General features: G+C 72.2%; 13 protein-coding genes. 7 read left to right on the forward strand and 6 right to left on the reverse strand.

Annotated elements, in window-relative coordinates; translation table 11 throughout:
• Window positions 1–78: 78 nt before the first annotated feature.
• The 3 genes from IE325_RS43655 to IE325_RS43665 are packed head-to-tail and all read right to left on the reverse strand — an operon-like array spanning window position 79 to window position 4,741.
• Window positions 79–1,722 (reverse strand): ABC transporter substrate-binding protein, encoded by a 1,644-nt coding sequence (locus tag IE325_RS43655; protein WP_190075770.1) that lies wholly within the window; start codon window positions 1,720–1,722, stop codon window positions 79–81.
• The gene (locus IE325_RS43660; RefSeq protein WP_190075771.1) at window positions 1,719–3,980 is read right to left on the reverse strand and encodes a hypothetical protein; all 2,262 of its coding nucleotides are present in this window, start codon (window positions 3,978–3,980) and stop codon (window positions 1,719–1,721) included. Before IE325_RS43660 ends, IE325_RS43655 begins: the two co-directional genes overlap by 4 nt.
• An 8-nt stretch (window positions 3,981–3,988) precedes the next feature.
• Entirely contained in the window at window positions 3,989–4,741 is a 753-nt protein-coding gene (locus tag IE325_RS43665; RefSeq protein WP_190075772.1) for a hypothetical protein, read from the reverse strand.
• A 245-nt stretch (window positions 4,742–4,986) separates the two neighbouring features.
• Between IE325_RS43665 and IE325_RS43670 the strand changes: the two genes are divergently transcribed.
• Genes IE325_RS43670 through IE325_RS43685 form a run of 4 tightly spaced genes read left to right on the forward strand, consistent with a single transcriptional unit; the run spans window position 4,987 to window position 9,512 of the window.
• Window positions 4,987–6,321, forward strand: coding sequence for an MFS transporter (locus IE325_RS43670; protein ID WP_190075773.1), 1,335 nt, complete (start codon window positions 4,987–4,989; stop codon window positions 6,319–6,321).
• A gap of 15 nt (window positions 6,322–6,336) precedes the next feature.
• Window positions 6,337–6,996, forward strand: coding sequence for a response regulator transcription factor (locus IE325_RS43675; RefSeq protein ID WP_190075774.1), 660 nt, complete (start codon window positions 6,337–6,339; stop codon window positions 6,994–6,996).
• A gap of 9 nt (window positions 6,997–7,005) precedes the next feature.
• Window positions 7,006–8,517, forward strand: coding sequence for a sensor histidine kinase (locus tag IE325_RS43680; protein WP_190075775.1), 1,512 nt, complete (start codon window positions 7,006–7,008; stop codon window positions 8,515–8,517).
• Window positions 8,514–9,512 carry a TAXI family TRAP transporter solute-binding subunit gene (locus IE325_RS43685; RefSeq protein WP_190075776.1) on the forward strand — a complete coding sequence of 333 codons (999 nt, stop codon included), beginning with the start codon at window positions 8,514–8,516 and terminating at the stop codon, window positions 9,510–9,512. The genes IE325_RS43680 and IE325_RS43685 overlap by 4 nt, the downstream gene beginning before the upstream one ends.
• Here IE325_RS43685 and IE325_RS46525 read toward each other — a convergent pair.
• Both IE325_RS46525 and IE325_RS43690 read right to left on the reverse strand, forming a co-directional pair.
• Window positions 9,509–9,838, reverse strand: a complete 330-nt coding sequence (locus IE325_RS46525; RefSeq protein ID WP_229912498.1) for a hypothetical protein — start codon at window positions 9,836–9,838, stop codon at window positions 9,509–9,511. The two genes, IE325_RS43685 and IE325_RS46525, sit on opposite strands and share 4 nt — an antisense overlap.
• Entirely contained in the window at window positions 9,790–10,734 is a 945-nt protein-coding gene (locus tag IE325_RS43690; RefSeq protein WP_229912501.1) for an MFS transporter, read from the reverse strand. Before IE325_RS43690 ends, IE325_RS46525 begins: the two co-directional genes overlap by 49 nt.
• A 154-nt stretch (window positions 10,735–10,888) precedes the next feature.
• Here IE325_RS43690 and IE325_RS43695 point away from each other — a divergent pair, with 154 nt between their 5' ends.
• On the forward strand, window positions 10,889–11,284 hold the full coding sequence (locus IE325_RS43695; protein ID WP_190075777.1) for a TOBE domain-containing protein: 396 nt from the start codon (window positions 10,889–10,891) through the stop codon (window positions 11,282–11,284).
• A gap of 82 nt (window positions 11,285–11,366) precedes the next feature.
• Entirely contained in the window at window positions 11,367–11,786 is a 420-nt protein-coding gene (locus IE325_RS43700; RefSeq protein ID WP_190075778.1) for a TOBE domain-containing protein, read from the forward strand.
• A 9-nt stretch (window positions 11,787–11,795) separates the two neighbouring features.
• On the opposite strand, the gene IE325_RS43705 is transcribed toward IE325_RS43700, so the two are convergent.
• On the reverse strand, window positions 11,796–12,011 hold the full coding sequence (locus tag IE325_RS43705) for a tautomerase family protein (RefSeq protein ID WP_190075779.1): 216 nt from the start codon (window positions 12,009–12,011) through the stop codon (window positions 11,796–11,798).
• A 143-nt stretch (window positions 12,012–12,154) separates the two neighbouring features.
• On the opposite strand from IE325_RS43705, the gene IE325_RS43710 reads away from it, so the two are divergent.
• Window positions 12,155–13,033, forward strand: coding sequence for a helix-turn-helix transcriptional regulator (locus tag IE325_RS43710; RefSeq protein WP_190075810.1), 879 nt, complete (start codon window positions 12,155–12,157; stop codon window positions 13,031–13,033).
• Window positions 13,034–13,043 lie beyond the last annotated feature (10 nt).

Here is a 13,043-nt window from a genome sequence, read left to right on the forward strand (position 1 = left end):
CCCAAGCGCTGCTACGGCTACTCCGCGAACTGATTTACGGGACGCGAACCGCGTGTGCGACACCGACCTGAAGTCCGGTCATGGCGGAGGACAGATGCTCTCCCCCTGCTTCTGATACGTGCGGTAGAGCAGCGACTTGCTGGGCGACTTCTGCGGGAAGGTCACCACGGGGACCGGTTTGCACACCGGCCACTGCCCGGTCACCGCCTCGCCCCTGGTGCCGCCTTCCGCCATCTGCTGCTCGTCCGCGAAGGTGAACACGCCGCTCGCGCCCTGTACGCATCCCGCGGAACAGCCCGCGTCGAGGTTGAAGCGGCGCAGCGCGTTGTAGACATCGTCGTGGCTCACCGAGACGGTCTTCTGGTGGCTCCGGGCCGCGATCACGGCGGTGCTCACAGCGGTCAGGGCGTCGTGGTACATCGTGGCGTAGCCGTCGTTGAGGCCGGTCCGCTCCTCGTCGAAGTCCCGGTCGTAGGACTCGGCGAAGCGCCCGAAGTACCGGGGCACCTGCTGATCGCTGCCGCGGTCGGCACGCCAGCGGGGTGCGTCCACGGCGGCCGCGGTCACGATCTCGATGTGTCTGCTGCCGGCGATACGGCCCATCGTGCCGCTCTCGGTCTCCGGGTCACGGCCCGTACTGACGCGCAGGATGCGCAACGGCTGGTCGGCGGTGCCCTGGTCACAGGACGCGGTGTGGTCGATGCTGTCCAGGAAGGGCGGCAGGTCGGCGTCGCGGCCCGCCAGGAAGACCGTCTTGGCCTTGACCCCGCACATCGCGCTCACTGCCGCGTCGAAGTCCAGCGGCTGCCCCCGGTTCGGTCCCTTGCTGCCTTGGTACTTCCCGATCCGCGGGTGCACGATGTCCGGGCTGATGCCGTACTCCTCGCCGAACTCCCGGCCGAAGACCTGGCTCAGGTTCTCCACGTAGTTGTCGTGCCGTTCGTCGGCGATCAGGAACGTGTCCTCGCGGTTCAGCTCGTTCGCGGACACGTACTGCTTGAGGGCGCCGACGAGTTGGTCGGTGGAGGGCGAGACCTTGAAGAGGTAGTCGTCCTCCATCTCACGTGAGCTGAGCACTGCGCTGACGGCCGGGATCCGTAGCTTCGCCAGCTCCTTCACCGATGCGAGGGTCCTGGTGTCGCTGTTGGGAAAGCCGATGGCCGCGACGACGGGGGCCTCGCTGTTGACGCGGTCCTTCAGTTGGTCGGCCACGGTCTGCCAGTGGTCCAGATTCCTGCCGACGTTGGCGAAGAGGAGCTGGATGGTGGTGTCGTGGCGGGCGAGGCCCTGGTTGTGGCGGTGCTGGGCGATGTAGGCGCCTTGGAGGGAGTGCCGGATCAGCGCTTCCGACATGGCCGCGCCCGTACCGGAGGTGTACGGCATGACGGCGGCGACGCTCACCATCTGCTTGCCCGAGTCGCGTGCCTCCTTGCGCGCCCACTCGTTCTCACGCGCGATCCTGCCGAGCACGTCCGTGAGGTTCGGCGCGAAGTCATACGGCGCGGCCGTGACCCCCACGCACTCGTCGTCGATACGCCGCAGCTGCAGATCCGCGGTGCAGTAGTCGCGGTGCTTCCAGTAGGTGTCCAGCCCCCACCAGGTACCGGTCCCCAGCAGCGCGGCGACCACGAACCACAGGGCCACCACATCGACCAGGCCGAGCACCCTGAAGCGCAGTCGGCTCGGCAGCCAGACCCAGTTCCGGCGGTCCATCCGGTTCATCGCCTCCCTCCCGTTCCCGGCTGGTCCCCCTGCCAGCTGCGTTCCAGGGGCCAGTCCTCGCCGTCCCGCACGGCGCGTGGCCAGCGGATGGAGGCCTGGGCCAGGACCGCCCGGCCGGTCAGATGCTGGGCGGAGAGGAACGACAGGTCCTGGCCGATCCGGTCGGCGAGGGTCCGGTCCGCCTCGGCCAGTTCGTCCGCCGCGTACCACAAGGCGTGCAGGAGCCGGTTGACGGCCTGCTTCTCCAGGCCCACTCCCGGGTCCGCCTGGAGCTGCTGCCGGTCCCGTCGGCCCTTGCCGACCTCCTGGCAGTGCTCGAACCAGGCATCGCCAGGCGGGCGTGGCGCATGGGCCACGGTGCGCAGGATGTGCAGCCAGTCGACCGCGTCGCCGTCGTCCCTGAGGAACTCCGTGTGCAGCCAGTCGACGACTTCCTGTGCCTCTCCCGCGGCGAGCCGGTGCCACAGGAAGCGGGACCGCTCGGCTCGCCCGGCCTGGCCCGAGCGGCCCTCGGCCCGCTGCCGGTGGTGCTCGGCGAGCAGGGCGTGCGCGCTGGACCAGTCCACCCCGCTGCCGCCGCGCCCGCTGCGCATCTGATGCACGAGCAGGGCGCGCAGAAAGCGATCCGTGATGAACGGCCGGCTGCCGGGGCCCCGCGACCAGCGCTCCCGTTCCAGCTGGGCGGCGGCGCCGTCGGCCGCGGCCAGGCCGTCGATCCGGCGCGGCACCCACCGCTCGGCGAGTTGCTCGGCCGCCTCCCGGTCCCAGGCCAGCGAGAACAGGCACAGCTCGTCGTGGTTCTCGCTGCCGACCAGGGTGTTGAGCAGGCGCCAGATGACGGATTCGCCGGCGCCGCCGGGGTGGGTCAGATCGAGGAGTTCCTCGGCCGCCACCCATTCCTCGGTGCGCGCCTTGTGCACCACGGCATCGCACAGCCGACGGGCTCCCATGGGGTGACCGCGGGTGAGATCGTGTACAGCGGTGGCGATGTACGGGTCGAAGGAGGCCCGGTCGTCCCGCTTCAGCATCCTCTCCAGGTGCTCCGTGTCCAGCGGCGGGAGCGGCAGGACCAGCACGCCCGCCGAGGGTGCGGTGCTCCCGCGGGTCCAGCCCGAGTGGGTGCCGACGTCGTGCAGCGACCGGTAGGTGGCCTCCGGGTAGGGGTCGCTCTCCTCGTCGGCGACGTCGTCCCGGGTGAGCGTGCTGCTGTCGCCGCGCAGTTCGGTGGCGATCACGACGAGCAGGTCACGGTCGCCGCGGCCCTGCCGCGCCCGTTGTTCCAGGAGCAGTTCGAGGAAGTCGCCGCCGGGGTCGGTGTGCACGTTGTCGAGGAGGACGAGTGGACGCGGGGCTCGGTTCGCCCGTCTGAGGAGGCCGTAGCGCACATCGGCGAGGAAGGCGGCCATCAGCATGCGTTCGACGCCACGCCGGAAGCCGCGGCCCTGGTGGAACTCCCGGCAGAGCCGGGCCACGGCCTGCGCGCGCTCCGCCGCCGGTACGGGCCGCGGGTGGGCGGCCGCGCCCGGCGGCATGCCGCGCAGCCGGTTGTCGACCTCGCTGCGGTAGCTCTCGTACCAGCCGATCAGATGGCGGGAGGCGAGTCGGCGCGAGCGCCATCGGCGCTGTCTGCCCAGATAGGTACGCACGGCCGCCTCGGGGAGCGCCGCGGGGTCGGCTGTGGCACCGTCCCCGGGAGCGGGCAGCGCCGGGCGGAAGAGCGTGTCCCAGGTGGGCGCCGGGTCCTCGCCCGGCGGGGATCCCATCAGGGCGGCCGCGTGCCGGTCGGCCACCCGCAGTTCGTCGTCGTTGCCGGGCCGCCGGGCGGACACCACGGCGAGCAGCCCGGCGGTGGTCCGGGGAAAGCGAAGCCTCCCGAACCCCGCGACGGGTCGGGAGAGCTGGGCGACGAGTTCGGCCAGGACCTCCACCGTGTAGGAGTTGTTGGAGATCTCCGGCCCCACCCTGGCCCGCTCCTGGACGGCCGCGCAGTTGATCCGCGCGAACGGCACGCGCGGCCCCGGCCAGGAGCCCCCGTCGGGCGCGTAGGCCTGCTGGAGGTCGCCCAGCAGGGCGCTCTTGCCGGTGCCATGCCGCCCGCTGAGCAGCACCACCGGCAGATCCTCGGCGAACTCGTGGTGCCGCCGTCGGCGGTGCCGGTCGCGTTCGAGGCCGACCAGGCGGGGCACCAGCTGCCGCAGCAGGGGCTGGCGCGCGTACGCCTCCGGTATCTGGTCCTCCGGCCGGGGCGCGGAGTTCACGGCCGCGCTCACCCCAGTCCCAGCATCGAGCTGATGATGTCCGTGACGACGCCGGTCCCCATGTCCCGGCTCGCCCTGGACCCGGCCTGCGCCAGCTCGCCGCTGCGCTGCAGGAACTGCCGCAGCGCGCTCTCGTCCGGCCCGGCACCGTTGCGTGAGGCATCGGTCAGCGCCGCGGCGAGATCACGCACCCGCCGCACCTCGTCGTCCCCCTCCGGCAGGTCGGGGCGGGACGCCTGCACAAGCCGCGCCACCTGCTCGAAGGACAGCACCAGTCCGGCTCCGTCCTGGGCGACGCTGATGTGCAACGGGGTGGGCAGGTTCAGGTGGTCCTTGGCGTACTCGAGGTCCTCCAAGGCAAGCTGTCGACCGCAGTAGAAAGCCTCGCGCGCCCAGAGGAAGTCCTCGGCGTTCGGCTCGCCGCTCTGCTGCTGCTCCGTCCGGTCGGCCCAGACGAACAGGGCCGCCTTGGCATACCGGCGGCGGGCTTCCCGATCGTCGTACGCCTCGTCCCAGGCCCGCACCTCCGCGAGCCCGGGGTCGGTCGGGCTGACCAGCGGCGGGATGGCACCGGAGTCGTTGTGCACGGCGATCCAGCCGAGTGCGGCCAGGCGTTCCACGACACCCTCGACCAACTCCAGGCTGCACCGCTCATGGGGTGCGTATGCGGCGCTGGGCACGCGGCTCCCGGCGATACCGCCGGTCTCGTCGGCCAGCCACCGCAGGAAACGCGCGGACGCGGCACCTGTCTCGTCGTACACGGGAGAGAGACCTGTGGTGGGCACTGCCCAGGATCTGATCATCGTCCGCCCCCAACTGCCGTGACCACCATGCGCGTTCGCCTTCCCCGAGGAGCGATCTCAAACATGTGGCACCCGAGGTTCCTTCAGAGCTCCGCGCATCGTGTTCGCCCTAAGGGACTGTTAGGACTTCGTTCGCGATGTTGAACGGCCCCGGCGTGCCGTCGACTCTGTGTGCCTCCGGGCCGCTGACAAGGGAGTTCTCGATGGCCACACAGACCACGACGCCGGACGCGCGGGACGCGCGTCGCGGTGAGCGCAGAGTCGTCAGCAACATCGTGCGCGGCTCGATCGGCAATCTGATCGAGTGGTACGACTGGTACGCGTACACCGCGTTCAGCGTGTACTTCGCCGCCGCGTTCTTTCCGTCCGGCGACCAGACCGCCCAACTACTGAACACCGCCGCCGTGTTCGCGGTCGGGTTCCTGATGCGTCCGATCGGCGGCTGGCTGCTGGGGCGGTACGCCGACCGCCGGGGCCGGCGCGCGGCGCTGACGCTGTCGGTGACGCTGATGGCGGCCGGTTCGCTGATCGTGGCGCTGACGCCGTCGTACGGGGCGATCGGTGTCGTCGCGCCGGTGCTGCTGGTGACCGCGCGGCTGCTGCAAGGGCTGTCGGTGGGCGGGGAGTACTCGACATCGGCCACCTACATGTCCGAGGTGGCCTCGCCCGGCCGGCGCGGCTACTACTCCAGCTTCCAGTACGTCACCCTCATCGCCGGTCAGCTGACGGCGCTCGGACTGCAGATCATTCTGCAGCAGGTGCTCAGCGGCACGCAGATGGAGGCGTGGGGCTGGCGGATCGCGTTCGTCGTCGGTGCGGCCGGGGCGATCGTGGTGCTGTGGCTGCGCCGCGGCATGGACGAGTCGGAGAGCTTCGAGCGGGCGGCCGCCGAGGGCGAGAAGGGCTCCGGTCCTGCTCGCGGCAGCCTGCGTATGCTCCTGTCGTACCCCCGGCAGTGCCTGATCGTCGTCGGCCTGACCATGGGCGGCACGCTGTTCTTCTACACGTACACGACCTACCTGCAGAAGTTCATGGTCAACACCAGCGGCATCGCCAAGCCGACGGCGGCCTGGATCAACTTCTTCGCGCTGCTGGTGTTCGTGCTGCTCCAGCCGGTCATGGGGCTGCTGTCCGACCGGGTGGGCCGGCGTCCGATGCTGATCGGGTTCGGGGTGCTGGGTGCCGTGGTCGTGGTGCCGTCCCTGACGCTGCTGTCCCGCACGAGTGATCCCGTGTACGCGTTCCTGCTCATGGTGGGTCCGCTGGCGGTCAGTTCGCTGTACACCTCGATCAGCGCGGTGGTGAAGGCCGAGCTGTTCCCGACGTCGATCCGGGCGCTGGGCGTCGGCCTGCCGTACGCGCTGACGGTGGCCGTGTTCGGCGGGACCGCGGAATACGTCGCCCTGTGGTTCAAGAACGCCGGGCACGAGAGCTGGTACTTCTACTACGTCACCGCCTGTGTCCTGGTCTCGCTGCTCGTCTACATTCGGATGCGCGAGACGTCGGACGGATCGCCGCTGGAGAGCGAGGCGAAGTAGAGGAGGGGGGCGGGCGTGCGCGTGCTGCTGGCCGAGGACGATGACGGGGTGGCGGGTGCGCTGACCGAGGTTCTGTACGAGCACGGTCATCTGCCGACCCGGGTACGGCGGGGCGGGGATGTCCTCGCCCGGCACCGCCAGGCAGACCTGCTCCTCCTCGACCTCGGCCTGCCCGACCTCGACGGGCTGGAGGTGCTGCGCAAGCTGCGTGCGGTGAGTGGTCTTCCGGTGGTGGTGCTCACCGCGCGGGGCGACGAGCGGTCGGTGGTGCGCGGGCTGCGGCTCGGCGCCGACGACTATCTCGTCAAGCCGGTACGGCTGGCCGAGCTGCTGGCCCGTATCGAGGCCGTCACGCGCCGCGCCACGACACCGGCCGCTCCGGCGTCGCGTACGGTCGTCGCCGGGGATGTCGAGGTCGATCTCGACGCCCGCCGGGTGGCCGTGGGCGGCGTCGAGGTGCGGCTGACCACCAAGGAGTTCGCGGTGCTGGCCGCGCTGGCGGCCCGGGCGGGCACGGCGGTGAGCCGGCAGCAGCTGATGGACGAGGTGTGGGGCGACGCGTATCTGGCGGTGTCCCGCTCGCTCGACGTACATCTGACCCAGCTGCGGGCCAAGCTCGGCCGGCCCGGGGCGCTGACCACGATCCGCGGCTTCGGCTACCGGTTCGGCGACTGAACCCGGCCCATGCGTACGCGGGTACTGACCGTCGTCCTGGCCTTCGCCGTGCTCGCGGTGGCCGGGTTCGCCGTGCCGCTGCTCGGTGTCACCGCCACACAGCGCACCGAGCAGCTGGTGGCGGCCCGCACCGGTGACCTCGACCGCTTCGCGGCACTGGCCGAGCAGGCCGCCCAGAGCGGCGACGCCGGGGCGCTGACCGACGAGGTGACCCGGTACGCCGAGCTGTACGGGGAGGCGGTGGTGGTGGTCGACGCCCGCCGTGCCCCGGTGGCGCAGACCGGCGGCCTGCGCGCCGCGGATCCGGTGGTGGCCCGCCTGGTCGACGCGGCACTGCGCAATCAGCGGCTCTCGCCCGGCGGGACGCTGCGCCCCTGGTCCCGGGGCGACAGGCTGTTCGCCCGCCCGGTGGGCACCGGCACCCGGGTGTCCGGTGCCGTGGTGCTGCGGGCCTCGGTACGGAGCGCCGCCGACGACATCGCACTGCGCTGGGCGCTGGTCCTAGCCGGGGCGGGGCTGTTCGCGGTGGCCTGTGTGTTGCTGGCCCGCGCCGCCACACGGTGGGTCGTACGTCCGCTGCACCATCTGGACCGGGCGGTCGGGGCGCTCGCGGCCGGGCTGCCCGCGGAGCACGCACGGGCCGGCGGTCCGCCCGAGCTGCGGCAACTGGCCACCGGCTTCAACCGTATGGCCGACACGGTGACGGTCGCGCTGGAGCAGCAGCGTCGGCTGGTGGCCGACACCTCGCACCAACTGCGCAACCCCCTCGCCGCGCTACGGCTGCGCATCGACTCCCTCCAGCTCCGCCTCCCCGACTCCGCGACACGCACCTACACAGGCGTCACCGCCGAACTGGAACGCATGGAGCACCTCCTCGACGACCTCCTCGCCCTCGCCAACGCCGAGCATCGCGCCGGTGAGCTGGCCGTGACGGACACGCCGGCGGCCTGCTGCGACGCGTCGGCCGTCGCCGCCGCCCAGGTGCAGCTGTGGCATCCGGTGGCCGAGGAGTCCCGTGTCCGGCTGCACTGCCTGCCCGGCCCGACCGTCCTGATGGGCTGCACGGAGGGCGAACTGGCCCAGGTCGCCGACATCCTGCTCGACAACGCGATCAAGTACGCCGGGAACGGTGCCCGCGTGGAGACGCGCTGCTTCTCGGAGGGTCCGGACGCGGTACTGGAGGTCCGCGACGACGGCCCGGGCCTGGCCGCCGGCGAGCTCGACCAGGCGGGCACCCGCTTCTGGCGCTCGGAACGTCACCGCGATGTGCGGGGCAGCGGTCTGGGTCTGGCGATCGCGGAGCGGTTGGTGGGCGGGCGGGGTGGCCGGATCGAGTTCGGGCCGGCGGGGCCGCGGGGGTTGCGGGTCAGGGTTGTGCTTCCGGGTGCTGGGGACGGGGGTGCGGCGGTGAAAGGGGTGCGGGCCGAGGACCGGGCACCCACGCGCACGGGTCTGCGGGCCGAGGCCGAACACGCCGACACCAAACCCCAGCCACCCACGGAGAAGGGCCGTACACCATGACCGGCCCAACCCCTTCCCGCCGTACCGCCCTGCGCGCAGCCCTCACCGTCGCGTGCACCGGGCTGCTCGCGGCCGCCGGGACGGCCGATGCCCGGCACACGGACCGTGGCCCGCAGGGCAGGCTGCGCATCGCGACCGGCGAGCCGGGCAACTTCTACGCCGCCTTCGGCAAGCTCCTCGCCGACCAGGTGCGGCTGGCCTACCCCCGGCTCTCCTGCCAGGTGGTCAACAGCGAGGCCAGTGTGGCCAACATACGGATGCTGCAGGCGCGGCGGGCCGAGGTGGCGCTGGCGCTGGCGGACATCGCCTGGGCCGCGTACGGCGGTTCGGCACCCTTCGGCGACCGGGTCCCGTTGCGGGCAATCGGCCGGATCTACGAGAACTACCTCCAGCTTGCGGTACGCGCCGACGCACCGATCCGTACCGTCGCCGATCTGGCGGGGCGCACCGTCTCGCTGGGCGCGCCGGCCTCCGGCGGCGCCGTCCTCGGTGAACGCCTGCTGCGGGCGGCGGGCCTGACCCCGGGCGCCGACGTCCGGGTCCGGCACCTGCTGCTGCCGCAGGCGGCACGCGCGATGCGCGAGGGCGCGATCGACGCCCTGCTGGTGTCAGGCGGCATCCCCATGCCCGCGCTCTCCGCCCTGGACACCCGGCGTCCCGTACGCCTCCTGCCGCTGGCCGACCTCCTCCCCCGGCTGCGTGCCGGTACGCGGCGCTCCGGATCGGGCCTGGAGGCGGTGACGGTGCCGGCCGGGGCGTACCGCGGAACCCCCGAGGTCACCACCATCGGCGTGGCCAACCTCCTCCTGTGCCGCCCCGACCTGCCGTCCCCCGTCGCCGCCGCCCTCACCGACGTACTCGTCCGCCACGCCACCCGCCTCGTCCCGACGACGGCCCTGGGCACCCAGTTCCTGGACGCCCGCAGTCTGATCTCGACGGGAGTGGTGCCGCTACACCCCGGGGCGGTTGTGGCGTACCGCGAGTTGCACGGTTAGCGAAGCGGGGTGCGCGCTGCGCCCGGCCGGGCGGCGTCGACGATCCACACGCCCCGCCCTCGGTCCGCCGTCACGGCCGAGAGCGCGAGCAGGAGCGCGGCGGCGGCGACGGCCAGGGCCACGAGCAGCGGGCCGTCGAGGCCGTGGGTCTGCACGAGGACGCCGGCGGCGGCCTGACCCGCGGCCGTGCCGAGGGGGCCACCGGCGCACAGGACCGTCATGGCCACGGCGGCGCGTTCGGGCGGGGTGAGCCGTTCGGTCAGGGCGTACAGGCTGATCATGTAAGGCGCGACGGCGCAGCCCGCCACGGCGACGGCGACGGGCATCGACACCAGGCGGGCACCGGCGAAGAGCACCAGCACGCCCGCGAACAGCACCGCGGCGAACGTGACATAGCGGTCGCGCGGCGAGAACCGTGCCGGCAACCAGGCGCAGGCGCCCCGGTCAGGGCGCTTCCGATGCCGAACGCGGCGTAGAGGAGCCCCGACGCTCCGGGCTTCCCCAGGGTGTCGGCGTACAGGGTGACGGCCGTCTGGACCGCGCCGAAGACGGCGCCCATGGCTGCCATCGCCAGAAACATGACGGCCAGCGGACGTCGCGGCAGACGCGGCCCGGGGCGATCCGTCAAGTGCGGCCGGGGGATGTTCCGGTGGGAGTGGAGCAGCGTGAAGGGCAGGGTGGCGGCCGCGATCAGGACCATGGTCAGCGCGGCGGGCGCGAAGGGGGCGACGGCTGCGAGGAGTCCGACGACCGCCGGTCCGGCGACGAAGCCGGCCTCGTCGGCGGACGCCTCGTACGCCAGCGCCGTGGGCAGCAGCCGCTGTTCACCGCGCTCGCGCAGAAGTCGTGACCAGTGCACCCGTACCAGGGGGCCGACCTGGGGCTGGGTGAGTCCCACGAGGGTCGCCGCGGCCAGGATGGTCGCCCTGGTGCCGTGGCTCGCGGCGAGCAGGGCCGCCCAGGCGGCGAGGTTGGCGATCGCGGCGAGTGCGGCGACGGTCCGGTGCCCGTGCCGGTCGGCGAGGGTGCCGATGACGGGGCCGCCGATCGCGATGGCGATGCTCTGCGCGGCGGCGGCGAGGCCGGCGAAGGCGTAGCTGTGGGTCGATGCCTGGAGCAGGATGAGTGTGGACAGGGCTGAGGACGCGTACGGCAGTCGGGCCAGGAATCCCAGAGGGAAGAAGCCGACGCCTGCCGCGCGCAGCAGGGAACGGTAGGACACCGAGGTCTCCATCGGGCATGTCGAGGAGACGCGCTACCCAGCCACCAGCGCGCCGACGGGCCCGATTCCAGCCGCACCGTAATGCGGCGGGCGGACCGCTGTACAGGTCCCCTCCTGCACTCCCCACCCCCGCCCCTGACCTATCTTGGCCTGCATGCAGGCATACACGATCGGCCAGGCCGCACGGCTGCTCGGCGTGAGTCCGGACACCGCGCGGCGGTGGGCGGACGCGGGGCGAGTGGTCACCCATCGCGACGAGGGCGGCAGGCGGCTCATCGACGGGAAGGATCTGGCCGCCTTCTCCGTGGAACTCGCGAAGGTCGGGGGCGGGGAGGAGGACGTGTCGCACACGTCGGTGCGCAACGCGTTCCCCGGCATCGTCACCGCGATCAAGCTGGGCGATGTGGCGGCCCAGGTGGAGATCCAGGCGGGGCCGCACCGGCTGGTGTCGTTGCTGACGCGGGAGGCCGTGGAGGAGTTGGGGCTGGAGGTGGGCATGGAGGCCACCGCCCGGGTGAAGTCGACGAACGTGCACATCGACCGCGTGTGATCGAGCACCTGGTCGGCCCTACGGTGAGCCCACGGCACCCCCAAAGGGGGCAAACCCCTCACACCTTGCGAGGCGTACGACCATGAGCCTGAGCATCCGCAACCAGATCCCCGGCACCGTCACCTCCGTCACCCCGGGCGAGGCCATGGCGGCGGTCAGGATCCGCCTCGACGGTGGCCAGGACGTCACCGCCGCCATCACCCTGGACGCCGTGAGGGACCTGGCCCTGGTGGAGGGTTCCGCCGTGCACGCCCTGGTCAAGGCCACGGAGGTCTCGCTGGCCACCGGCCCGGTCGAGGGATTGTCCATCCGCAACCGGCTGCCCGGCACGGTGCGCGAGGTCGCGGCGGGTGCCGCCATGGCCTCGGTGCGGGTCTCGGTCGACGGCGGCGAGGTGACGGCCGCGATCACCAAGGACGCGGTCGGCGAACTCGGCCTGGCGGCGGGCTCGGCCGTCACCGTCCTGTTCAAGTCGACCGAGGTGTCGCTCGCCACCGTGTGACCACGAGGGTCAGCTGCCCGGTGCCTGCTGAAGCCTGGCGAGGGTCAGGACTTCACCGCCGATGCCCCACCCTCCGTCGGGGACCTCCTCCACGAGCACCAGGGTGGTGGCGCGGGCCCGCTCGCCGTAGATGTCGACGTACAGCTCGGTGGCGGTGGTGACGATCTGCTCCATCTGCTCGGTGGTGAGAGTTCCGGCGGGGACCTTGAAGTTCGCGAACGGCATGGTGGGCTCTCTCGGCTCGGGTTCGGGAATCAGCGCTTACGGGCTCCACCCTCGGCCGGGGTCACGCCGCTGACCAGGGCTGCGCTCACCCTGGGGTTGCCATCCCCTGGGTGAGCGGGACCGTCGAGGGCAGGATGGGGAGCGTGGATCTCTTCGAACTCGCCGCGTTCCTCAAGTCCCGGCGCGCCCGCGTCCGTCCGCGTGACGTCGGGCTGACGGCAGGCCCCCGGCGACGCGTGCCCGGTCTGCGCCGCGAGGAGGTGGCGCAGCTGGCCGGACTGTCCGCCGACTACTACACCGAGTTGGAGCGGGGCCGCGGTGCCCAGCCCTCCGACCAGACGCTGGCGGCGCTGGCCCGTGCGCTGCGACTGGGCAGGGACGAGCGCGATCACCTGTTCCATCTGGCGGACCGGCGCGTCCCTCCGGCCGCGCACGGCTCGGCGGCCCATGTCGAACCCGGTCTGCTCAGCCTCCTCGACCGGCTGACCACGACGCCCGCCATGGTCATCACCGCGCTGCACGAGACCTTGGCGCAGAACCCTCCGGCCAAGGCCCTGTTCAGCGCCCATGCGGCGAACGGTGTTTCGGCGACGGGCGGGCCCACGACCGGGTTCCTCTACCGCTGGTTCACCGAACCGGCCTCGCGCGCCATCTATCCACTGGAGGACCACCCCCACCACTCCGCGGTGTTCGCCGCCGACCTGCGGGCGGTGGCCGCCCGGCGCGGCCACGACACCGAGATCACCCGGCTGGTGGCCCGACTGCGGCGCGCCAGCGACGAGTTCGCCGCGCTGTGGGACACGGGTGACGTGGCCGTGCGCCGCGCGGACCACAAGCGGATCGTGCATCCCGCGCTCGGCGTGATCGAGGTGGACTGCCACAGCCTGTTGAGCGAGGACGGCCACCAGCGGCTACTGTGGTTCACCGCCCCGCCAGGCACGGAGGGCGCCGCCCGGCTGGAACTGCTCTGTGTCATCGGCGGCCAGGACATGTCGACGGCGAATGAGGGCCGCCCCGCCTGAGGAGCAATCT

The organism is Streptomyces lanatus (assembly GCF_014655715.1).
GTDB classification, from domain to species: domain Bacteria; phylum Actinomycetota; class Actinomycetes; order Streptomycetales; family Streptomycetaceae; genus Streptomyces; species Streptomyces lanatus.